The sequence below is a fragment of the Pseudomonas sputi genome (assembly GCF_021603585.1).
In the GTDB taxonomy this organism is placed as follows: domain Bacteria; phylum Pseudomonadota; class Gammaproteobacteria; order Pseudomonadales; family Pseudomonadaceae; genus Aquipseudomonas; species Aquipseudomonas sputi.
In genome coordinates this window covers 51,445-74,681 of record NZ_BQHI01000009.1, presented here as the reverse complement: position 1 = coordinate 74,681, position 23,237 = coordinate 51,445, and the positions used below count along the sequence as shown (strand labels likewise).

General features: G+C 61.6%; 18 protein-coding genes and 3 tRNA genes. 2 read left to right on the top strand and 19 right to left on the bottom strand.

Features of this window, described 5'->3' with window-relative positions; translation table 11 throughout:
* Window positions 1-77: 77 nt before the first annotated feature.
* The 19 genes from L6D81_RS14920 to leuC form a co-directional block, all read right to left on the bottom strand.
* Window positions 78-154 (bottom strand) — tRNA-Asp (locus tag L6D81_RS14920).
* Between the two features lie 93 nt (window positions 155-247).
* A tRNA-Asp gene (locus tag L6D81_RS14915) sits at window positions 248-324 on the bottom strand.
* 55 nt (window positions 325-379) lie between these two features.
* A tRNA-Val gene (locus L6D81_RS14910) sits at window positions 380-455 on the bottom strand.
* A 90-nt stretch (window positions 456-545) separates the two neighbouring features.
* The gene (locus L6D81_RS14905) at window positions 546-1,322 is read right to left on the bottom strand and encodes an SDR family oxidoreductase (RefSeq protein WP_115077215.1); all 777 of its coding nucleotides are present in this window, start codon (window positions 1,320-1,322) and stop codon (window positions 546-548) included.
* Window positions 1,319-2,530 carry an O-succinylhomoserine sulfhydrylase gene (locus L6D81_RS14900; RefSeq protein WP_236180509.1) on the bottom strand — a complete coding sequence of 404 codons (1,212 nt, stop codon included), beginning with the start codon at window positions 2,528-2,530 and terminating at the stop codon, window positions 1,319-1,321. Before L6D81_RS14900 ends, L6D81_RS14905 begins: the two co-directional genes overlap by 4 nt.
* Window positions 2,531-2,609: 79 nt before the next feature.
* Window positions 2,610-4,115 carry an amidophosphoribosyltransferase gene (purF, locus tag L6D81_RS14895; RefSeq protein WP_007956466.1) on the bottom strand — a complete coding sequence of 502 codons (1,506 nt, stop codon included), beginning with the start codon at window positions 4,113-4,115 and terminating at the stop codon, window positions 2,610-2,612.
* Window positions 4,116-4,156: 41 nt separating this feature from the next.
* Complete coding sequence (locus L6D81_RS14890; protein ID WP_236180507.1) at window positions 4,157-4,717, bottom strand: CvpA family protein; 561 nt, start codon at window positions 4,715-4,717, stop codon at window positions 4,157-4,159.
* 98 nt (window positions 4,718-4,815) lie between these two features.
* Window positions 4,816-5,478, bottom strand: coding sequence for an SPOR domain-containing protein (locus L6D81_RS14885; RefSeq protein WP_236180505.1), 663 nt, complete (start codon window positions 5,476-5,478; stop codon window positions 4,816-4,818).
* Window positions 5,462-6,769 (bottom strand): bifunctional tetrahydrofolate synthase/dihydrofolate synthase, encoded by a 1,308-nt coding sequence (folC, locus tag L6D81_RS14880; RefSeq protein WP_236180503.1) that lies wholly within the window; start codon window positions 6,767-6,769, stop codon window positions 5,462-5,464. The genes L6D81_RS14885 and folC overlap by 17 nt, the downstream gene beginning before the upstream one ends.
* Window positions 6,766-7,686, bottom strand: a complete 921-nt coding sequence (accD, locus tag L6D81_RS14875; protein ID WP_236180501.1) for an acetyl-CoA carboxylase, carboxyltransferase subunit beta — start codon at window positions 7,684-7,686, stop codon at window positions 6,766-6,768. The genes folC and accD overlap by 4 nt, the downstream gene beginning before the upstream one ends.
* Window positions 7,687-7,878: 192 nt before the next feature.
* Complete coding sequence (locus L6D81_RS14870; protein ID WP_236180498.1) at window positions 7,879-8,493, bottom strand: phosphoribosylanthranilate isomerase; 615 nt, start codon at window positions 8,491-8,493, stop codon at window positions 7,879-7,881.
* A gap of 64 nt (window positions 8,494-8,557) precedes the next feature.
* Window positions 8,558-9,382: a tRNA pseudouridine(38-40) synthase TruA gene (truA, locus tag L6D81_RS14865; protein WP_236180788.1), complete on the bottom strand. Its 825-nt coding sequence runs from the start codon at window positions 9,380-9,382 to the stop codon at window positions 8,558-8,560.
* A gap of 150 nt (window positions 9,383-9,532) precedes the next feature.
* The gene (locus L6D81_RS14860; protein WP_236180496.1) at window positions 9,533-12,187 is read right to left on the bottom strand and encodes a motility hub landmark protein FimV; all 2,655 of its coding nucleotides are present in this window, start codon (window positions 12,185-12,187) and stop codon (window positions 9,533-9,535) included.
* Window positions 12,188-12,396: 209 nt separating this feature from the next.
* Window positions 12,397-13,407 carry an aspartate-semialdehyde dehydrogenase gene (locus L6D81_RS14855; RefSeq protein WP_236180494.1) on the bottom strand — a complete coding sequence of 337 codons (1,011 nt, stop codon included), beginning with the start codon at window positions 13,405-13,407 and terminating at the stop codon, window positions 12,397-12,399.
* Between the two features lie 199 nt (window positions 13,408-13,606).
* Window positions 13,607-14,719: an aspartate-semialdehyde dehydrogenase gene (gene asd / locus L6D81_RS14850; protein WP_003226428.1), complete on the bottom strand. Its 1,113-nt coding sequence runs from the start codon at window positions 14,717-14,719 to the stop codon at window positions 13,607-13,609.
* Window positions 14,720-14,785: 66 nt separating this feature from the next.
* A complete protein-coding gene (gene leuB, locus L6D81_RS14845) occupies window positions 14,786-15,868 on the bottom strand; it encodes a 3-isopropylmalate dehydrogenase (RefSeq protein WP_236180492.1) in 1,083 nt (360 codons plus the stop codon).
* A 69-nt stretch (window positions 15,869-15,937) separates the two neighbouring features.
* On the bottom strand, window positions 15,938-16,702 hold the full coding sequence (locus tag L6D81_RS14840) for a class I SAM-dependent methyltransferase (protein WP_236180491.1): 765 nt from the start codon (window positions 16,700-16,702) through the stop codon (window positions 15,938-15,940).
* A 34-nt stretch (window positions 16,703-16,736) separates the two neighbouring features.
* Entirely contained in the window at window positions 16,737-17,381 is a 645-nt protein-coding gene (leuD, locus tag L6D81_RS14835) for a 3-isopropylmalate dehydratase small subunit (RefSeq protein ID WP_236180489.1), read from the bottom strand.
* A 10-nt stretch (window positions 17,382-17,391) separates the two neighbouring features.
* Window positions 17,392-18,810, bottom strand: a complete 1,419-nt coding sequence (leuC, locus tag L6D81_RS14830; protein WP_074687686.1) for a 3-isopropylmalate dehydratase large subunit — start codon at window positions 18,808-18,810, stop codon at window positions 17,392-17,394.
* 140 nt (window positions 18,811-18,950) lie between these two features.
* On the opposite strand from leuC, the gene L6D81_RS14825 reads away from it, so the two are divergent.
* Both L6D81_RS14825 and L6D81_RS14820 read left to right on the top strand, forming a co-directional pair.
* Window positions 18,951-19,841, top strand: coding sequence for a LysR family transcriptional regulator (locus L6D81_RS14825; RefSeq protein ID WP_236180487.1), 891 nt, complete (start codon window positions 18,951-18,953; stop codon window positions 19,839-19,841).
* Window positions 19,842-19,909: 68 nt separating this feature from the next.
* Window positions 19,910-23,188: a bifunctional diguanylate cyclase/phosphodiesterase gene (locus L6D81_RS14820; RefSeq protein ID WP_236180485.1), complete on the top strand. Its 3,279-nt coding sequence runs from the start codon at window positions 19,910-19,912 to the stop codon at window positions 23,186-23,188.
* Window positions 23,189-23,237 lie beyond the last annotated feature (49 nt).

Sequence of the window (23,237 nt, the reverse complement as noted above, 5' to 3'; positions counted from 1 at the left end):
GTCTTTGCTATCGATTCCGAATCAACCAGCGGTTGCGTTCGGTGTTTCAAGGCGTTCAGTGGTCCTTGAAACAGATATGGCGCAGCGGACGGGACTCGAACCCGCGACCCCCGGCGTGACAGGCCGGTATTCTAACCGACTGAACTACCGCTGCGTATCGCTTTGAGCTGATGCTCAAGTAACTCGTTTGACTGAAAGCTTCGGTGCTTTTCAATCGCGAATCAGACATTGCCTGACTCGTTAAATATGGCGCAGCGGACGGGACTCGAACCCGCGACCCCCGGCGTGACAGGCCGGTATTCTAACCGACTGAACTACCGCTGCGCGTCGGTGCAGGCACTTTCAGCCTACGCTCTTGCTTATGCAAGTATCTCCGGAGTGGTGGGTGATGACGGGATCGAACCGCCGACATTCTGCTTGTAAGGCAGACGCTCTCCCAGCTGAGCTAATCACCCGTTTGCATCTCCGAGGCCGCGAAATTTACGCAGGTAGCGAACCTAAGTCAATAGCAGGATTGAAGTTTTTCTAAAAAAGACGAAATGGCTTCATTCCGTATAAATCATCTTCTTGGTCATACCGCCATCGACCACGAATTCCTGCCCGGTCACAAACCCCGCATTCTTCGACAGCAACCACGCCACCATCGCCGCGACGTCCTCGACCGTCCCTACCCTGCCCGCAGGATGCTGGGCATGATCGGTGTCGGTCAGCGGTTCCGCGCGCCGGGCGGACGGGTCCCGCGCATCGATCCAGCCCGGACTGACCGCATTGACGCGAATCTCCGGCCCGAGGCTGATCGCCAGCGCGTGAGTCAACGCCAGCAAGCCACCCTTGCTCGCCGCGTACGCTTCCGTATCAGGTTCCGACTGCGCCGCACGAGTCGAGGCCAGGTTGACGATCGCCCCGTTGTGCGCACGCAGATAAGGCGCGCAGTGCTTGGCCAGCAACATCGGCCCACCGAGGTTCACCGCCAACACCCGATTCCAGTAAGCCAGATCGAGACTTTCCAGCGTGATGTTGTGCGGATCGGCCACGGCCGCGTTGCACACCAGCGCATCCAGACGACCGAACTGCCCCAGCACCTCAGCAACACCCAGGGCCACCTGACTTTCGTCCGCCACATCCATGGCGATGAACCAGGCGTTTTCGCCGAGCACCTTCGCCACTTTCGAACCCCGTGTACGATCCAGATCGGTCAACACCACCTGCCAGCCTTCGCTGATCAGCCACGCAGCGATGCCCAGACCGATCCCGCGCGCGGCCCCCGTGACCAATGCAACGCGGCCATGGGTGCCGATCTTCGGCGTAGACAACTCGATCACAACGCCGCCAGACCGCGCGACAGGTCGGCTTGCAGGTCAGCCACGTCTTCCAGACCGACCGCGATGCGGATCAGGCTGTCACGAATGCCTGCCGCTTCACGCTCCTGCGGCGCCAGACGGCCGTGGGACGTGGTGCTGGGGTGAGTGATAGTGGTTTTGCTATCGCCAAGGTTGGCCGTGATAGAGATCAAACGGGTCGCATCGATGAAACGCCACGCGCCCTCTTTGCCGCCCTTGACTTCAAAGCTCACCACCGCGCCGAAGCCCTTTTGCTGACGCTGAGCCAGCTCGTGCTGCGGATGACTCTTGAGACCGGCGTAATGCACTTTCTCGATGCCGTCCTGCTGCTCCAGCCACTCGGCCAGTTGCTGGGCGTTGACGCAGTGTGCCTTCATCCGCAGGTTCAGGGTTTCCAGCCCCTTGAGGAAGATCCAGGCGTTGAACGGGCTCAGGGTCGGCCCGGCAGTACGCAGAAAACCGACGATTTCTTTCATCTGCTCGCTGCGACCGGCAACCACGCCGCCCATGCAACGGCCCTGGCCATCGATGAACTTGGTAGCCGAGTGCACAACGATGTCTGCGCCCAACTTCAGCGGCTGCTGCAACGCAGGCGTGCAGAAGCAGTTGTCGACCACCAGCATCGCACCCTTGGCGTGGGCGATTTCCGACAGCGCGGTGATATCCACCAGCTCAGCCAACGGGTTGGACGGCGACTCGACGAACAGCAATCGGGTATTGGACTTGATCGCTGCGTCCCAGGCCGACAGATCGGCCAGCGGCACGTAATCGACTTCTACGCCAAAACGCTTGAAGTACTTTTCGAACAGACTGATGGTCGAACCGAACACGCTGCGCGACACCAGCACATGGTCGCCGGCGCTGCACAGGCTCATCACCACGGCCATGATCGCGGCCATGCCAGTGGCCGTAGCCACCGCCTGCTCTGCGTTTTCCAGTGCGGCAATACGCTCTTCGAACGCGCGCACGGTCGGATTGGTGTAACGCGAGTAGACGTTGCCCGGCACTTCCCCGGCAAACCGCGCAGCCGCATCGGCGGCGGTACGGAACACGTAGCTGGAAGTGAAGAACATCGGATCACCGTGCTCGCCTTCCGGCGTACGGTGCTGACCGGCACGTACGGCCAGGGTATCGAACGCTACGCCTTCGAGGTCGCTGTCCAGCCGACCGGCATCCCATTCCTGACTCATGCTGTCACTCCTTGCCCTGTTCTCGATAAATAAAGTCTTTTGCCAGATACAAAACCGGCCCCTAAGGGCCGGTTGAAACTCAGTTGTTGTACAGATCGATGATCGCACTGACCGCCTGGGTCTTGACCTTCGAGGCATCGTTGCGTGCCTGTTCGATCTTGTTCAGGTAAGCCTCGTCGACGTCGCCGGTGACGTACTTGCCATCGAACACTGCACAATCGAAGTTTTCGATCTTGATCTTGCCGCCGCCGACCGCTTCGATCAAGTCAGGCAGATCCTGGTAGATCAGCCAGTCAGCGCCGATCAGATCAGCCACGTCCTGGGTCGAACGGTTGTGTGCGATCAGCTCGTGAGCGCTCGGCATGTCGATGCCGTACACGTTCGGGAAGCGCACCGCCGGAGCCGCCGAGCAGAAATAGACGTTTTTCGCGCCGGCTTCGCGGGCCATCTGGATGATCTGCTTGCAGGTGGTGCCACGAACGATCGAGTCGTCCACCAGCATCACGTTCTTGCCACGGAATTCCAGCTCGATGGCGTTGAGCTTCTGACGTACCGATTTCTTGCGCGCGGCCTGGCCGGGCATGATGAAGGTACGGCCGATATAACGGTTCTTGACGAAGCCTTCGCGAAATTTCACGCCCAGATGGTTGGCCAGCTCCAGTGCCGCGGTGCGGCTGGTGTCCGGAATCGGGATGACCACATCAATGTCGTGCTCAGGACGCTCACGCAGGATCTTCTCGGCCAGCTTCTCACCCATGCGCAGACGGGCCTTGTACACCGACACGCCGTCGATGATCGAATCCGGACGCGCCAGATAGACGTGTTCGAAGATGCACGGCGTCAGGGACGGGTTGGTCGCGCACTGACGGGTGTGCAGCTTGCCGTCTTCAGTAATGTAGACCGCTTCGCCCGGTGCCAGGTCGCGAATCAGGGTGAAACCGAGCACGTCCAGCGAAACGCTTTCGGACGCGATCATGTACTCGACGCCTTCGTCGGTGTGACGCTGACCGAACACGATCGGGCGAATGCCGTGCGGGTCACGGAAACCGACGATGCCGTAGCCGGTCACCATTGCCACAACGGCGTAACCACCGACGCAACGGTTGTGCACGTCGGTCACGGCGGCAAACACGTCTTCTTCGGTCGGTTGCAGCTTGCCGCGCTGGGCCAGCTCGTGGGCGAACACGTTGAGCAACACTTCCGAGTCGGAGCTGGTGTTGACGTGCCGCAGATCGGATTCGTAGATCTCTTTGGCCAACTGTTCAACGTTGGTCAGGTTGCCGTTGTGCGCCAGGGTGATGCCGTAAGGCGAGTTGACGTAAAACGGCTGAGCCTCGGCCGACGTCGAGCTGCCGGCAGTCGGGTAACGGACGTGGCCGATACCCATGTGGCCGACCAGGCGCTGCATGTGACGCTGTTGGAACACGTCACGCACCAGGCCATTGTCCTTGCGCAAGAACAACCGGCCATCATGGCTGGTCACGATACCGGCAGCGTCCTGGCCGCGGTGCTGGAGCACGGTTAGCGCGTCATACAGCGCCTGATTGACGTTCGACTTACCGACGATACCGACGATGCCACACATGCGACGCAACCCCTACTTAATGGATCTGAACTGAACAACACTCACTGAGGCGTTTTGGCCGACGGCAAGAGTTGCTCCTTGAACGGAATTTCAGCGGGTACGCTGATTCCGCTGGCAAGCCACTGACTGCTCCACCCGAGAATCAGGTTCTTGGACCAGTCTGCGACCAATAGAAACTTTGGCACGAGCTGTGATTCTTTCCACCACCCGTCCTGCTGTACCGGCCCCAGGCTCAACAGCCCGACCGCCACGACCACCAGCAACACGCCACGCGCAGCGCCGAAGGCCATGCCGAGGAATCGATCGGTCCCGGACAACCCGGTGACGCGAACCAACTCGCCGATAAGATAATTGATCATTGCGCCCACGATCAGTGTGGCGACAAACATGATGGCACAGCCCGCGATCACGCGAGCCGACGGTGTTTCGATGTATCCGACGAGGTACTCGGACAGTGAGCCACCGAACATCCAGGCAACAGCTCCTGCGATGATCCAGGTCACCAGCGACAATGCTTCTTTGACGAAGCCGCGGCTCAAACTGATCAAAGCGGAGATGGCGATGATTGCAACGATCGCCCAGTCAACCCAGGTAAATGGCACAGTGCAGCCTACAGACGGATAAGGCGGCGCATTTTAGCAGAGCGCATGGCTGTCGGTAAGCTGCGATTTTCAGTGCATTTCTATCGACGTGATAGATATCAGCCGCGTTCGGGCTGGAAGCGCACCACAAACCCCTTGAGGTTCTGCTGGCGACTCAACAGATCACGCAGACGATCGGCCTCGGCGCGCTCGATCAGCGGGCCGACGAACACCCGGTTCTTGCCATCGGCAGAACGGATGTAAGCGTTGTAACCCTGGCTTCGCAGGGTTTTCTGCAGGCTTTCGGCGCTGGCGCGACTCGACAGACTGGCCAGTTGCACCGACCAGCTCACCGACAGGCCATTGGCATCGACGCGGCTCTGGGCGGTATCCGGCTTGGTGGAAAGCGCAGCGATCGGCTGGGCCGGGGCTGTAGCAGGCTTGACCACGGGAGCAGGAGCCGGCGCAACCGGTTTGGCCACGGGCGCCGGAGTCGGGGCTGGCGCGGCGGAAGCAATCGGCGCCGCTGGCGCAGCCTGCTCGGCGACTTCGTCATCGCTCGGCACTGGCTCCTGCGGCAGAACCTGAGGCTCAGGCACCGCCACGGTTTCCATCTGGATCTGCGCCACGGCGGGCGCTTGCGGCGCAGCCGGCGCCTCGACGGTCACCTGACGCTGTTCATCCTGACGGGAAAACAGCATCGGCAGGAAAATCACCGCCAGCGCCACCAGCACCAGGGCACCGACCATGCGCTGCTTGTACGCTTTATCCAGCAAAGCCATTTGCCGCTTCCTCCGTGGAGCGCCGAGACAGCCATTCAAGGGCCTCGGCGACACAATAAAATGATCCGAACAGCAAGATCTCGTCGTCGCTGTTGGCCACTGCGCACTGCCCTTCCAGAGCGGTCGCCACGCTGTCATAAGACGTGACCGAGGCGCCAAGGTTCTGCAATGCCTGATTCAATTCATCCACCGGACGCGCACGTGGCGAATCCAGCGGCGCAACCGCCCAGTGCTGGACGCTGGCATTCAACTCACCGACCACACCGTCCAGATCCTTGTCCGCCAGCAGGCCGAACACCGCCAGACGCTTGCCGACCGGTGGACGAGCAGCCAGACGCCGGGCCAGATATTCCGCCGCATGCGGGTTATGACCGACATCCAGCAGCAGATTCAGACGCTTGCCGTTCCATTCGAACGAGCGACGATCCAGGCGACCGACCACACGAGTCGCCTGCAACGCCGCAACAATCTGCCCGGCCTCCCATGGCAAACCGAGCAGCAGATAAGCCTGCAACGCCAGCGCGGCATTTTCCATCGGCAGGTCAAGCAGCGGCAAATCACGCAGCTCGACGACCTTACCTTCAGCGTCGGTACCGCGCCACTGCCAGAACCGATCCGTGATACCCAGATCGAAATCGCGCCCGCGCAGGAAGAACGGACAGGCCAATTCACGCGCCTTGTCCAGCAACGGTTGTGGAGGATTCAGATCGCCGCACAGCGCAGGCTTGCCCTGACGGAAAATCCCGGCCTTCTCGAAGGCCACGGATTCGCGGGTATTGCCCAGGTAGTCGGCATGATCGACACCGATGCTGGTGACCAGCGCGATATCGGCATCGACCACGTTGACCGTGTCCAGACGCCCGCCCAGCCCGACTTCCAGCACCACTGCATCGAGCCCGGCCTGTTGAAACAGCCAGAACGCCGCCAGGGTGCCCATTTCGAAATAAGTCAGGGAGGTTTCGCCGCGCCCCGCTTCGACCGCCGCGAAGGCCTCGCACAGCTGCGCGTCAGTGGCTTCGACACCATTGAGCTGCACCCGCTCGTTATAACGCAGCAGGTGCGGAGAATTGTAGACACCGACGTTCAGGCCCTGCGCCCGCAGCAAGGAAGCCACGAAAGCACAGGTCGAACCCTTGCCGTTAGTGCCGGTGACCGTAATCACCCGTGGCGCCGGCTGGCCCAGTCCCATGCGGGACGCTACCTGTTGCGAACGCTCCAGCCCCATGTCGATGGCCGAAGGATGCAACTGCTCAAGGTAGGCGAGCCACTCGCCAAGGGTGCGCTCGGTCATACGTTGGCAGGCACCGGCGGCACGACGATCGGCTCGATCGGCGCAGCAACGAATTCAGGTGTCGGTTTGCCGGTCAGCTGAGCCAGCAGGTTGCCCAGACGCGGACGCAGTTCACGACGGTCGATGATCAAGTCGATGGCGCCGTGCTCCAGCAGGAACTCGCTGCGCTGGAAGCCTTCCGGCAGTTTTTCGCGCACGGTCTGCTCGATCACGCGCGGGCCGGCGAAGCCGATCAGGGCTTTGGGCTCACCGACGATCACGTCGCCCAGCATCGCCAGACTGGCGGAAACGCCGCCGTAGACCGGGTCGGTCAGCACGGAGATGAACGGAATGCCTTCTTCACGCAGACGCGCCAGCACAGCCGAGGTCTTGGCCATTTGCATCAGCGAGATCAGGGCTTCCTGCATCCGCGCGCCACCGGAGGCGGAGAAGCAGACCATCGGGCAACGATTTTCCAGCGCGTAGTTGGCGGCGCGCACGAAGCGCTCACCGACGATGGCGCCCATGGAACCGCCCATGAAGCTGAATTCGAATGCCGAAACCACGACAGGCATGCCCAACAGGGTGCCGCTCATGGAAACCAGCGCGTCCTTCTCGCCGGTCTGCTTCTGGGCAGCGACCAGACGGTCCTTGTACTTCTTGCCGTCACGGAACTTCAGACGGTCAACCGGCTCCAGGTCAGCACCCAGCTCGGCACGGCCTTCGGCATCCAGGAAAATGTCGATGCGCGCACGTGCGCCGATGCGCATGTGGTGGTTGCATTTAGGGCAAACGTCCAGGGTCTTTTCCAGCTCCGGACGATACAGCACAGCCTCGCAGGACGGGCATTTGTGCCACAGACCTTCAGGCACCGAGCTCTTCTTGACCTCGGAACGCATGATCGAAGGGATCAGCTTGTCTACCAACCAGTTGCTCATGCTTTCTTTCTCCAGTACCGGCGGCCCGAACGCTCTGGTTCGCGGCCCCGCGTATGCCCTTCAGCAAAATTCATGTGTGGCGATGATCGTCCGGGCTGCCGGGTCAGCGGAACTGACCTGCGTACACCCCGAAAAGACCCTCAGCCTCTTTTCTACAGAGCTGTGGACGGCGGCAGTCTGCCAGCCGTCACATCAGCGTACGGCGTTGATGAATGCACGAATCCTTGCATGATCCTTGATGCCCTTGCTCGCCTCGACCCCGCCGCTGACATCCACGGCATACGGCCGCACCCGGGCGATCGCATCGGCAACGTTCTCCGGTGTCAGGCCGCCGGCCAGAATCAACGGCTTGCTCAGACCCTGCGGAATCAGTGACCAGTCGAACGCCTCGCCGGTTCCACCGGGCACACCTTCGACATAGGTGTCGAGCAACACACCGCTGGCGCTCGGGTAGGCATTGCAGGCAGCGGCAATGTCATCACCCGCCTTGACCCGCAAAGCCTTGATGTACGGCCGATGCCAGCCTTCACACTCGGCGGCAGTCTCGTCGCCGTGGAACTGCAGCAGATCCAGTGGCACGGCATCAAGGATTTCCCCGAGCTCGCAGCGACTGGCATTGACGAACAGCCCGACCGTGGTCACGAACGGCGGCAATGCGGCGATGATCGCCCGCGCCTGCAGCACGGTCACCGCCCGCGGACTTTTAGCGTAGAACACAAAACCGATGGCATCGGCCCCGGCCTCGACGGCTGCCAACGCATCTTCCATGCGGGTAATCCCGCAAATCTTGCTGCGAACGGCTGACATGTCGATAAAAACCCCAAGGCAAATCCGAGAAAGTCCCGGATGGTAACAAATGCGTTCGAGGGCGTCAGCCGTCAAGTTCCGAGAAACCCGTAAGGAAATGTGGCCCGATGAAACGCTCGGGCAACGGGAACTCGTCGTGATACTCGACCTGCACCAGATACAGGCCGAACGGATGCGCCGTGACCCCGCCGGAACGCCGCTCGCGGCTCTCCAGCACTTCTTTCATCCACTCCACCGGCCGCTCGCCGGCACCGATAGTCATCAGCACCCCGGCGATGTTGCGCACCATGTGATGCAGGAACGCGTTGGCGCGGATGTCCAGAACGATCATTTTGCCGTGACGGGTCACGCGCAGATGATGCATCTGCTTGATCGGCGACTTGGCCTGGCACTGGCCGGCACGGAAGGCACTGAAATCATGGGTACCGATCAGGTACTGCGCGGCCGCGGCCATGCGCTCGACGTCCAGCGGACGGTGATTCCAGGTGATTTCTTCATTGAGATGCGCCGGACGGATCTGATCGTTGTAGATCACGTAGCGATAGCGCCGGGCGATCGCCTTGAATCGCGCATGGAAATGCGCCGGCATGACCTTCGCCCAACTGACGCTGATGTCGTGGGGCAGATTGATGTTGGCGCCCATGACCCAGGCTTTCAGCGAACGGTCGACCTGGGTGTCGAAATGCACGACTTGCCCGCAGGCATGCACACCGGCGTCGGTGCGCCCGGCGCATTGCAGCGAGATAGGCGAATCGGCGACCTTCGACAGGGCTTTTTCCAGGGTTTCCTGCACGGTGAGCACACCGGTGGACTGGCGCTGCCAGCCGCTGTAGCGCGAGCCCTTGTATTCAACGCCCAGCGCGACGCGGAAAAAGCCTTCGGGTGCCATTTCGGCGGCCGGGTTATCTATGTTTGCCAAGTCGGGACAGCCTGCTGATCTACAAAGGCGGGCATTATAAGGCGGCGGGACGGGGAAACCAGACCCAAACAAAAACGGCAGCCTCATGGGCTGCCGTTTTGTTTACCGCTGACGGCCGACTCAGGCCAGATGCGACAGCATTTCGCTCGCTTCGCTCTTCTGCTTGTCGTTACCCTCGCTGATGACTTCATTGAGGATGTCACGCGCGCCGTCGTTGTCGCCCATGTCGATGTAGGCCTGCGCCAGATCGAGTTTGGTCGCGGCTTCGTCGGTGCCGGACAGGAAGTCGAACTCGTCGTCGCCCAGATCATCACCCAGCGCCGCATCGGCCTCGGTGAAGCTTGGCTCGCCGAGGTTGCCTGACAGACGATCCAACTCGGCGTTGACGTCGTCCAGTTCGGCGGCGAACGCATCCGGCTCGGCTGGCGCCGCGTCCATTTCGTCGGCCAGGGACAGATCGAAATCGGCGGGCAGTTCCAGATCATCTTGCGGTACATCGGCCACGGCCGGGGTTTCGACCAACGGCAGATCCTTCACACCTTCATCCAGATCCAGCAGGAAATCATCGTCTGCCAGCTCGACCGGCGCAGGCGCAGGATCGGCACCGAGGTCCAGATCCAGGTCAAAGTCCGACAGATCATCGAGGTTTTCCTTGATATCGGTCTGCTGTTGCAGCACCGACTCGAAGCTCAGATCATCGTCAGTCGGGAACGCGTCCAGCTCGACTGGCGTTTGCGGCTCGACTGCCGCAGCCACAGGCTCTACGGGTGTGATGTTGTCGAGATCGTCGAGGCTCAGGTCGAAAGCGCTGTCCAGCTCGTCATCTGTTGCAGCAGGCGCTTCGGGCTCGTCAAGCAGCAGCTCCTTGACGTATTCGGCGTCCAGTTCGGCGGCCATGGCCGCTGCCGCCAGACCGCTGGCCGCGACGACCGCCATGGCCGGGAAGCGGCTTTTGAGTTCTTCGACCTTGGCGAAGTTGTCGCCATTGGCAACCAGCTGGCGCTCCTGACCGACGAACGCATCACGATCACCCTGGCGACCGTAGACTTCCATCAGTTTCAGGCGCAGATCGCTACGCTGCGGCTCCAGGCTCACGCCCTCCTCCAGCAACGCGGCGGCTTGATTCAAACGACCGCCGTCGATGTGCGACTGCGCCTTGTCCAGCACGTCGTCGGAACGCTCGGCGGCCGGCGCCACCAGCGGCGCGGCGATCGGCTCGGCCATCACCACCGGTGCAACCACAGCAGCGGCAGCAGGAGCCGGAGCCGGAGCCGGAGCCGGAGCCGGAGTCAGCTTGACGCTGGCCGCCGGCACTTCCAGACCCTCGAAGCTGCTTTCCGGCAGATCAAGGTCCTGGGAGAAGGATTGCTCTTCCAGGGCACGGGCCATGCGCAGGTGTTTTTCGGCTTCCTGTTGCGCCTTGCGGCGACGGGCCAGCAGCAACAGCAGGAGCAGCAGAACCACCGCGCCGCCACCGACCAGACCCAACAGGATCGGATTGGTCAGCAGTTCGTTGAAGGTTTTTTCGTCATCGGCGGCCGGCGTCGTTTCAACCACAGGCTCGACCACCGGCTCGACCACCGGCTCGACCGGAGTCGGAGCGGCAGCCTCAGGCGCGGTCGGGGCCGCCTCTGTCGGACTGGCCGGTGGCGTGGCGGCCAGTTCCGCGGTGATCGCCGGCACCACTGGCGCAGTCGCGGCGGCTGGCGCGGCACCCGAACCTTCGGCCTGCATTTTCGCCAGTTGATTGTTCTTCAGCTCGATCAGGCGTTGCAGCTTGTCCAGCTGACTTTGCAGATCGGCCATGCGGCTTTTCAGTTCTTCGTTGTCACGACGGGTGGCGTCGAGACTTTCCTGGGTCACCGCCAGTTTGTTGCTCAGGGCCTTGGCATCGCCGGCCGGGCCCTTGCCACGCGCCTTGGCGCTTTCGGCGGAAACCAGGCTCAGGTTGTCCCTGGCGTTTTGCGCAGCACCGGTATTGCCACGACCACGATTGGTCGCATCGAGCTGCTGCTGACCAGTGCCGGGTTTGGCCACATAACGACGGCCCTGGCGCCAGGCTTCGTTCTGCGCGGCGACTTCGGCAATCGCCTTGGATTGCGGCAGTGCGGTGCTTTGCACCTGATCCGGCAGACGCAGCACCTGACCGGTTTTCAGGCGGTTGATGTTGCCGCCGATGAACGCGTCCGGGTTCAAGGCCTGGATCGCCAGCATGGTCTGCTGCACCGAACCGCCGGTGCGCGCCTTCGCGGCGATTTCCCACAGGGTGTCGCGCGGCGTGGTGGTATGGGTGGAATGCGTGGCGCCGGTGGTCGGTGCGGTGATGGTTTGCGCCGGCGCAGGCTGGGCGGCGGCATCAGCGGTCTGTGGCGAGAATTTCGACGGATCCAGCAGCACGCTGTAATCACGCAGCAGACGGCCGTTCGGCCACATCACCTGCACGAGGAACTTCACCATCGGCTCCGACAGCGGCTTGCTCGACGTTACGCGCAGCACGCTTTTGCCGCTGGCGTTGAGCACCGGGGTGAAGGTCAGATCATTGAGGAAGGCCTGCCGATCAACGCCGGCCTTGGCGAAATCTTCCGGCGAAGCCAGGCTCGGCACCACTTCGGCAGCGGTCAGGTCCTTGACATCGAGCAGCTCGATTTCCGCCACCAGCGGCTGGTTCAGGGTCGACTTCAGGGTCAGCTCCCCGAGCCCGAGGGCATGCGCCATACCGGAGGACAGCGCCGAGGCGGCCGCTATTGCTAACACCAGTTTGCGAACTTGAACCATAGCCTCTTCCTTTGTTTGAACGTTCCTCGGCCAGCGAGAAGATGTTGATTGTCGCTGCCGTAAGGCATTGCGCGCGACGACGACAGCATGCCGCGCGCGATCATTTCTTTGATGCCCCGGAAAGTCCCGGAGGGTGTTGCGTCATCAAGCGATCTGGCCAAGCATAGCGCCCGGCTAGAATCAGTCGACAAATTGTTGCCAAGTATCTTTTACAGCAGGTCTTTTATCAACAACTCGGCGACCTGCACCGCGTTGAGGGCCGCACCTTTGCGTACGTTATCTGACGTCAGCCACAGATTAAGTTCCGACGGCTCGTCGACACCGGCGCGCACCCGCCCGACGTAGACCACGTCCTGCCCCACCGCGTCACCGACAGCGGTCGGATAATCGCCGGCCTCGACCAGCTCGATGCCCTCGGCCTCTTCAAGCGCAGCATTGACCTTTTCCAGGTCGACCGCGCTCGCTGACTGCAAGGTCACGCTAAAGCTATCGCCAAAAAACACCGGGGCTTGAACGCAAGTTGCGGAAATCTTTAATAAAGGCTTGGCCAGCACCTGGCGCAGCTCGCGCACCAGGCGCTTTTCCAGCAGTGTATGACCTTGCGCATCAGGCGTACCGACCTGAGCCAGCAGGTTGAAAGCCATCTGTCGGTCGAAGAATGTCGGCTCCAGCGGACGCATGTTCAGCAGCTCGGCGGTCTGGCGCGCCAGCTCGGTCACGGCTTCACGACCCTGAGCGGAAACCGCCAGATTGGCCGTGACATGCACGTATTGCAGGTCGATCAGATCGACCAGCGGTGCCAACACCACGGCCAGCGTGGTGGCCGACGGGCTCGGGCTGCTGACCTGGAACGGCACTTTCAAACCGGCCAGCACATCGGCGTTGGCCTCCGGCACCACTTGCGGCGCTTGATCCGCCGGCAAGGCGCCGGACAGATCGACCAGCGAGCAGCCCGCCGCGTGAGCGCGGGCGGCGTAACTCAGGGTGATGGCCGGGCCGGCGGCGAAGAATGCCAGCTTGACCTTGCTGAAATCGAACTCATCGACCTCACGCACTCGCACGTTCTTGTTGCGAAACAGCACCGAGCTGCCGGCGGATTCACTGCTCGCCAGCAGGTGCAGGTTGCCGACCGGGAAGTCGCGCTCCTCAAGAATCTGTACGAGGGTTTCGCCGACAGTACCGGTGGCGCCGATCACGGCAATATCAAGGGTCTGGGTCATGTTGCTACCTCTGGCGAAACGGGGGGAGCGGCACTTTACCGGGTGGTTGCAATGCAGGCAATTTCTGCCGGATTTGTGGTGGCCGTTCGGACGCCTTCGCGAGCAAGTCGAAGAGACCGGTACAGGCAATCGAGAACCATCAGGCATAAAAAAACCCGCACCTCTCACAAGGCACGGGTTCTTTCATGGCATCAAGCGATCAACGCTCAAGCAGGATCCGCAGCATGCGACGCAGCGGCTCGGCCGCGCCCCACAGCAGTTGGTCGCCGACGGTGAAAGCACCAACGAACTGCGAACCCATGTTCAGCTTGCGCAGACGACCGACCGGCACGTTGAGGGTACCGGTAACTTTCGTCGGGCTGAGCTCCTGCATGCTGATGTCACGGTTGTTCGGCACCAGTTTGACCCAAGGGTTGTGCTGGCTGATCAGCCCTTCGATGTCGGCGATCGGCACATCCTTGTTCAGCTTGATGGTCAGCGCCTGGCTGTGGCAACGCATGGCGCCGATGCGCACGCAGATGCCGTCGACCGGGATCGGGCTCTTGAAGCGACCGAGGATCTTGTTGGTCTCGGCCTGGGCCTTCCACTCTTCGCGGCTCTGGCCGTTAGGCAGTTCCTTGTCGATCCACGGGATCAGGCTGCCGGCCAGCGGTACGCCGAAGTTTTCGGTCGGGTACGCATCGCTGCGCATGGCTTCGGCCACACGGCGGTCGATGTCGAGGATCGCACTGGCCGGATCGGCCAGTTGATCGGCGACAGCGGCGTGGGTCGCGCCCATCTGCTTGATCAGTTCACGCATGTTCTGCGCGCCGGCACCGGAGGCCGCCTGATAGGTCATGGCGCTCATCCACTCGACCAGGCCGGCCTCGAACAGACCGCCCAGGCCCATCAGCATCAGGCTGACGGTGCAGTTGCCGCCGATGTAGTTCTTGGTGCCCGCGTCGAGCTGCTGGTCGATGACCTTGCGGTTGACCGGATCGAGGATGATGACGGCGTCGTCGTTCATCCGCAGGCTCGAGGCCGCGTCGATCCAGTAACCCTGCCAGCCGGCTTCGCGCAGCTTCGGGAACACTTCGCTGGTGTAGTCGCCGCCCTGGCAGGTCAGGATCACGTCGAGGGTCTTCAGCTCTTCAATGCTGTAAGCGTCCTTGAGCGGAGCAATGTCCTTGCCCACGGACGGGCCTTGGCCACCGACATTGGAAGTGGTGAAAAACACCGGCTCGATAAGATCGAAATCCTGCTCTTCCAGCATCCGCTGCATGAGCACGGAACCGACCATGCCGCGCCAACCGATCAGACCTACACGTTTCATCGCAACTACACCTTCTTGAAAAGTGGGCCGCTGCTTTGTATTGAATTTCGCAGCGGGCCCGAGAGATTACAGATTCCGCAGCGCGGCGACTACTGCGTCACCCATTTCCTGCGTACCGACTTTAGTGCAACCGGTCGAAAAGATATCGCCGGTGCGCAGACCTTGATCCAGCACCACGCTGACCGCTTTCTCGATGGCATCGGCCGCTTCGTGCAGATTGAAGCTGTAACGCAGCATCATCGACACCGACAGGATGGTCGCCAGCGGATTGGCGATGCCTTGGCCGGCGATATCCGGTGCCGAACCGTGGCAAGGCTCGTACATGCCCTTGTTGTTGGCGTCCAGCGAGGCCGACGGCAGCATGCCGATGGAGCCGGTGAGCATCGAAGCTTCATCGGACAGGATGTCGCCGAACATGTTGTCGGTGACGATCACGTCGAACTGCTTTGGTGCTCGCACCAGTTGCATGGCGGCGTTGTCGACGTACATGTGGCTCAGCTCGACGTCCGGGTAGTCCTTGGCCACCTGCTCGACCACTTCGCGCCACAGTTGGCTGGACGCCAGCACGTTGGCCTTGTCCACCGAGCACAGCTTCTTGCCACGTACGCGGGCCATGTCGAAACCGACGCGGGCGATGCGGCGGATTTCGCTTTCGCTGTACGGCAGGGTGTCGTAGGACTGGCGCTCGCCGTTTTCCAGGGTGCGAGTGCCGCGTGGCGCGCCGAAATAGATGCCACCGGTCAGCTCACGGACGATCAGGATGTCCAGGCCGGCAACGATTTCCGGCTTCAGGCTCGAAGCCTCGGCCAGTTGCGGGTACAGGATCGCCGGGCGCAGGTTGCCGAACAGGCCCAGTTGCGCACGGATTTTCAGCAGACCGCGCTCAGGGCGGATGTCACGTTCGATGGCGTCCCATTTCGGGCCGCCCACGGCACCCAGCAGCACGGCGTCGGCGGCACGGGCGCGATCGAGGGTTTCGTCGGCCAGCGGCACGCCGTGCTTGTCGATGGCGGCGCCACCGATCACGTCATGGCTCAGCTCGAAGCCCAGGCTGTACTTGTCGTTGGCCAACGCCAGCACCTTGACCGCTTCGGCCATGATTTCCGGACCAATACCGTCGCCTGGGAGAATCAGAATCTGCTTGCTCATGCTTTCCTCGTGTCTTCAGTCGGTGCGCCGTCGACGGGCGCGCCGGGAAAAATGCTTGTCGTTCGAAACTTACTTTTCGGCCCAGAGCACCAGTACATCCGTACTGAACGAACCATCGGCCTCAATCTCAAAATATTCGCGTACTTCGTTGCCCATCGATTGCTGCAACTGGCGGATCGCGGCGCGCATCACTTCGGGTGTGCGCATGCGCTCGACCCAGCTGCTGTACTCCAGACGCAGGCGCTGACGCGTGGTGCTGCGAGTGTGCAGACCGGCCTCGCTGACCTGGCGCAACCACTCACCGGCCGAATAATCGCGCACATGGCTGGTGTCGCGCAGCACTTCGACGCTCTGCAGGTAGGTGTCGAACAGCGGGCTGCCCGGCGACAGCACATCAATGAACGCCGCCACGCCACCCGGCTTCAGCACGCGACGCACTTCGCGCAAGGCCACGCCGAGGTCGCTCCAATGGTGCGCCGAATAACGGCTGAACACGAAGTCGAATTCGCCATCGGCGAACGGCAGGCGCTCGGCGGCGCCGTTGACCGTGGACACGTTGCTCAAGCCGCGATCAACGGCCGCGGCGGCGACCACGTCGAGCATCTGCTGCGACAGGTCGTAGGCCACCACGTCCTTCACCAACGGGGCGACGTGAAAACTCACGTGCCCGGCGCCACAACCCAGATCCAGCACCCGTGCCTCGCCCTGCCCCGCCAGCTCAGCCTGCAGCAGCGCAAATTCAGTGCCTTGAGCGTGAACGGCGCTGCTCAGGTAGGCGGCGGCCTGATCACCGAACTGCTTCTGTACAACCTGACTGTGGGCGGTGCTGGTCATGGGTACGTCCTTTTCTGGGTTCAACCTTTCAGATTCACGCGTCGCGGAACAACCACGGCTGACTCGCGCGATGTTTGGCTTCGAACGCGGCAATCGCATCGCCGTCCTGCAAGGTCAGACCGATGTCGTCCAGGCCATTGAGCAGGCAGTGTTTGCGGAAGGCGTCGATCTCGAAGCGGTAAACCTTGCCGTTCGGGCTGGTCACGGTCTGCTCGTGCAGATCGATTTGCAACTGATAGCCCGGCTCGGCCTCGACCTGCTTGAACAGCTCATCGACTTCTTCGTCGCTCAAGATGATCGGCAGCAAGCCGTTCTTGAAGCTGTTGTTGAAGAAAATGTCGGCGTAGCTCGGCGCGATGATGCTGCGAAAACCGTATTCTTCCAGCGCCCACGGCGCGTGCTCACGGCTGGAGCCGCAACCGAAGTTCTCACGGGCCAGTAATACGCTGGCGCCTTGATAACGCTCGGCGTTGAGTACGAATTCCTTGTTCAGCGGGCGCTTGGAGTTGTCCTGATACGGCTGACCCACATCGAGGTAACGCCATTCGTCGAACAGGTTCGGGCCGAAACCGGTGCGTTTGATCGACTTCAGAAACTGCTTCGGAATGATCTGGTCGGTGTCGACGTTGGCACGATCCAACGGTGCGACAAGGCCGGTGTGCTGGGTAAAAGCTTTCATGCTGCGCTCCTCAGATCAATTCACGAACGTCGATGAAACGACCGTTCACCGCCGCCGCAGCGGCCATGGCCGGGCTGACGAGGTGGGTACGACCACCGGCGCCCTGACGGCCTTCGAAGTTACGGTTGGAGGTCGAGGCGCAGTGCTCGCCGGACTCCAAACGGTCCGGGTTCATCGCCAGGCACATCGAGCAACCCGGCTCGCGCCATTCGAAACCGGCTTCGAGGAAGATCTTGTCCAGACCTTCGGCCTCGGCCTGGGCCTTCACCAGACCCGACCCCGGCACCACAATGGCCTGCTTGATGGTCGACGCGACCTTGCGGCCCTTGGCGATCACGGCCGCAGCGCGCAAGTCTTCGATCCGCGAGTTGGTGCAGGAGCCGATGAATACGCGGTCGAGCTGGATGTCGGTGATCGCCTGATTGGCAGTCAACCCCATGTATTTCAAGGCGCGAACGATCGAGTCGCGCTTGACCAGATCCATTTCTTTAGCCGGGTCCGGCACGTTCTGATCAACAGCCAGGACCATTTCCGGCGAAGTGCCCCAGCTGACTTGCGGCTTGATCTGCGCGGCGTCGAGCTCGACCACGGTGTCGAAATGCGCGTCGGCGTCGGACACCAGGTCTTTCCAGGACTCGACAGCCAGATCCCACTCGGCGCCTTTCGGTGCGAACGGACGACCCTTGACGTAATCCACGGTCTTTTGGTCCGCCGCCACCAGACCCACGCGGGCGCCAGCTTCGATGGACATGTTGCAGATGGTCATGCGGCCTTCGATGGACAGGTCACGGATCGCGCTGCCGGCGAACTCGATGGCATGGCCGTTACCGCCGGCGGTGCCGATCTTGCCAATGACGGCGAGGACGATGTCCTTGGCGGTCACGCCGAACGGCAACTGACCTTCGACGCGCACCAGCATGTTTTTCATTTTCTTGGCGACCAGGCACTGGGTGGCGAGCACGTGCTCAACCTCGGAAGTGCCGATACCGTGCGCCAAGGCGCCGAATGCGCCGTGGGTCGAGGTGTGGGAATCGCCGCAGACCACGGTCATGCCCGGCAAAGTGGCGCCCTGCTCCGGGCTGATCACGTGGACGATGCCCTGGCGCACGTCATTCATCTTGAACTCGACGATGCCATATTCATCGCAGTTGTCGTCGAGGGTCTGAACCTGCAAACGCGAGACCTGGTCGGCAATGGCTTCGATGCCGCCCTTGCGCTCCGGGGTGGTCGGTACGTTGTGGTCCGGGGTGGCGATGTTGGCATCGATGCGCCACGGTTTGCGCCCGGCCAGACGCAGGCCTTCAAAGGCTTGCGGCGAGGTCACTTCGTGGATGATGTGACGATCGATATAGATCAGCGCCGAGCCATCGTCGCGCTGCTTGACCAAATGCGAATCCCAGAGCTTGTCGTAGAGCGTTTTGCCGGCCATCAGACGGTTCCTCATCAGCTTGTTTCTATGCCCTGGGCTTATCAATAACCCTTTGGCTTGTGAGGCCGATCCTATGGGGTTAGATTAAATAACTCAAATTCATATTTTTTATGCTTTGGATAACCAACTGGAATACGAATATGGACCTGGCCAACCTCAATGCTTTTATCGCGATTGCCGAGACCGGCAGCTTCTCCGGCGCCGGCGAACGGCTGCACCTGACGCAACCGGCGATCAGCAAACGCATCGCCGGCCTGGAGCAACAATTGAATGTGCGGCTGTTCGACCGGCTCGGTCGTGAAGTGGGCCTGACCGAGGCCGGACGGGCCTTGCTGCCAAGGGCTTATCAGATTCTCAACGTGCTCGATGACACCCGTCGCGCCCTGACCAACCTGACCGGCGAAGTCACCGGTCGTCTGACCCTGGCCACCAGTCACCACATCGGCCTGCACCGTTTGCCACCCCTGTTGAGGGAATACACCCGCCGCTACCCACAGGTGGCGCTGGATATTCAGTTCCTCGATTCGGAAGTGGCCTACGAGGAAATTCTCCACGGTCGGGCAGAACTGGCAGTCATCACCCTGGCGCCGGAGCCGCACACACTGGTCAAGGCCACGCCGGTCTGGGATGACCCGCTGGATTTCGTGGTCGCCCCGGAACATTCGTTGATCAGCAACGGTGCCGTCACATTGGCGGACATTGCCGGTCATCCGGCGGTTTTCCCCGGCGGCAACACTTTTACCCACCATATTGTGCAGCGGCTGTTCGAGGCTCAGGGCCTGACGCCGAACATCGCCATGAGCACCAACTACCTGGAAACCATCAAGATGATGGTGTCGATCGGCCTGGCCTGGAGCGTTTTGCCGCGCACGATGCTCGACGATCAGGTGGCGCGCATAGCTTTACCGGGCATACAGCTCAGTCGCCAGCTAGGCTATATCCTGCACACTGAAAGGACGCTGTCGAATGCTGCACGGGCGTTTATGGCCCTGCTGGACGCTCAAATCGATCTGCCAGGGACTCTCGGCTAACTTGTGCTACTCCTATAGAGCTGCCGCCCCTGTGTCAAACGCCCAAATCAGCTCAAGGCCCCTTAACAATGCCGAAATCTGTTGACCGTATTCCGCCGATGCCGCGTATTCAGGCCATTGATCCACGGCGATCCGAGCAGAGCTGGGAGAGCGCGCCGCAATTGCTCGCGGCGCTCAACGGTGCCCGGCTAGGCGCCTGGTACTGGGACATCGAGCGCGGGCAGATCAGTTGGTCGCGCGGCACTCAGGCCTTGTTCGGCTTCGATCCGCGGCAACCGCTGCCCGAAGACCTCGAATACCTCGACCTGCTGCCGCCGGAAGACCGGGCAAAAACCATTCGCGCCTTCCACGCGGTGATTGCCGGTGCACCGCTGGAACAGGCGATGCACCACCGCATCCGCTGGCCCGACGGTAGTCTGCACTGGCTGGAAATCAACGGCAGTCTGCTGCCGGACAAACACGGCCGCCCCCGAATGATCGGGGTGATCCGTGAAATCACCCACCAGCGGCAACGGGAACAGGCCCTCAGCAGTTCGGAGAAACGTTTCGCGACACTGTTTCATCTCTGCCCGAACATGGTGCTGCTGACCCGCCAGGAAGACGGCCTGATCAGCGAAGCCAACCAGTATTTCGAAAGCCTGTTCGGCTGGCCGGTGCAGAGTGCCATCGGTCGTACCACCCTGGAACTTGGGCTGTGGGTGCATCCCGAGCAACGGGCGGAGCTGGTCAAGAAGACCAAGGCCAAGGGCGAACTGGTCAGCATGGAGGTGCAGTTTCGCGCCAGCAACGGTCAGATCCACGACGGCATCCTCAGCGCGCAAAAGGTCGAGCTCGAAGGCCAGCCGTATCTGCTCAGCACCTTTCTCGACACCACCGAACGCAAAGCCGCCGAACATGCCTTAAAAGACAGCCAGGAACGCCTCGACCTGGCGCTGGACTCGGCGCAGCTCGGCACCTGGGACTGGCACATTCCCAGCGGCATGCTCTACGGCTCGGCCCGCGCTGCGCAATTACACGGTCTGGAGCCGAAACCGTTTCATGAGTCGTTCGAAGAGTTTTTCGAGGGTGTCCCCGGCGAAGAGCGCGACAGCATGCGCGACGCCTATCGCAGCCTGCGCGAAGGCCCGGCGGGCAATTATCAGCTGACATACCGCGTGCAACTGCCGGACGGCAGCTCGCGCTACCTCGAAAGCCGTGCCCGCCTCTATCGCGACGACAACGGCGTACCGCTGCGGATGGCCGGCACCCTGCTGGACATCACCGATCAGGTCGAGCGCGAACAACGGCTGGTGGCCTCGGAAGAGAAATTCGCCACGCTGTTTCAGGTCAGCCCCGACCCGATCTGCGTCACGCGCCAGGAAACCGGGGAATTCATCGAGATCAACTCCAGCTTCTCCCAGACCTTCGGCTGGAGCGCCGCCGATGTCATCGGCCACACCGCCGAGGAAATCGGCCTGTGGGACGCCTCGGCGAAAAGCCTGCAACGCATCGAACGGGTGATCCGCGAACAGGGCCTGAGCAATGTCGCGATCATCGTCCAGCACAAGGACGGCCAATCGCTGACCTGCGTGATTTCCAGCCGCCAGATCAGCGTCGGCAACCAGCCCTGCATCGTCACCACGCTGCGCGACATCACCCAGCAACAGCGCTCGGAAGCGGCGCTCAAGGCCAGCGAAGAGAAGTTCGCCAAGGCGTTCCACTCCAGCCCCGACGCCATCACCATCACCGAGCGCGACACCGGGCGCTATCTGGAGGTCAACGACGGTTTCTGCCGCCTCACCGGCTATCGCGCCGACGAAGTGGTAGGCAAAACCGTGTATCAGGTCGGTATCTGGGCCGAGGAAAAGCAACGTTCGGCCTTGCTTGCCGAACTACAGATCAAGGGCCGTGTGCACCATCAGGAAATGCTCGGGCGCAACAAGCGCGGCGAGATCCTGACGGTGGAAGTTTCGGTCGAGCCGATTACCCTCAATGAAACCGCCTGCCTGTTGCTCACCGCACGGGATGTCAGCCTGCTGAAGAACGCCGAGGCGCAGATCCGCCATCTGGCCTATCACGATCCGCTGACCAACCTGCCCAACCGCGCGTTGCTGATGGATCGCCTGAGCCAGCAGATCGCCCTGCTCAAGCGCCACAACCTGCGCGGCGCACTGCTGTTTCTCGATCTGGATCACTTCAAGCACATCAACGACTCGCTGGGTCACCCGGTCGGCGACACGGTGCTGAAAATCATCACCGCGCGGCTTGAAGCCAGCGTGCGCATGGAAGACACCGTGGCGCGGCTTGGGGGCGATGAATTCGTGGTGCTGCTCAGCGGCCTGGAAGGCACGCGCAACGAGGTCAGCACGCAAGTACGCGAACTGGCCGACACCATTCGCGAACTGTTGTCGGAGCCGATGTTCCTCGACGGCCAGCGCCTGCAAGTGACGCCGAGCATCGGCGTGGCGCTGATTCCCGATCACGGCTCGACCCCGACCGACCTGCTCAAACGCGCCGACATTGCGCTGTACCGCGCCAAGGATTCGGGGCGCAATACCACGCAGATGTACCACAACACCATGCAGAAAGCGGCCAGCGAACGGCTGCGCATGGAGACCGACCTGCGCCTGGCGCTGTCCCGTGGCGAATTTGACGTGCATTACCAACCGCAAGTGGACGCCCGGGACAATCGCATCATCGGCGCCGAAGCTCTGGTGCGCTGGAATCACCCGGAACTCGGCGCGCAATCGCCCACCGAGTTCATCAAGGTGCTGGAAGACAGCGGGCTGATTCTGGAGGTCGGCACCTGGATCCTCGATGAAGCGTGCGAAGCCTTCAAGCAATTGATCGCCGAAAAACTGATCGATCCTTTGGCCTTCAGCCTGTGCGTGAACATCAGTCCCCGGCAATTCCGCCAGAACGACTTCGTCGAGCGCATCGAACACAGCATGAGCAGCCACGGCCTGCCCTGCTCGCTGCTGAAACTGGAAATCACTGAAGGCATCGTCATTCAGAACCTGGAAGACACCATCAGCAAAATGCGCCGCCTGAAAAAACTCGGCGTGAGTTTTGCCATGGACGATTTCGGCACCGGTTATTCATCGCTGACGTACCTGAAACGATTGCCGGTGGACACGCTGAAGATCGATCAGTCGTTCATCCGCGACGCCACCACCGACCCCAACGACGCCGAGATCATCCGCGCCATCGTCGCCATGGCCCGCAGCCTGGGACTGAAAGTGATCGCCGAAGGCGTGGAAACCCCGCAACAACTGGCCTTTCTGCAAGGGTTGGGTTGCCATTTGTATCAGGGTTATCTGCACAGCCGGCCGTTGCCGCTGGAGGGGCTGAAGGGATTGTTGGAATGACCTGACATCTGCGGTTACTTACCCCGGGCATTGACCCCTGGCCGGTAAT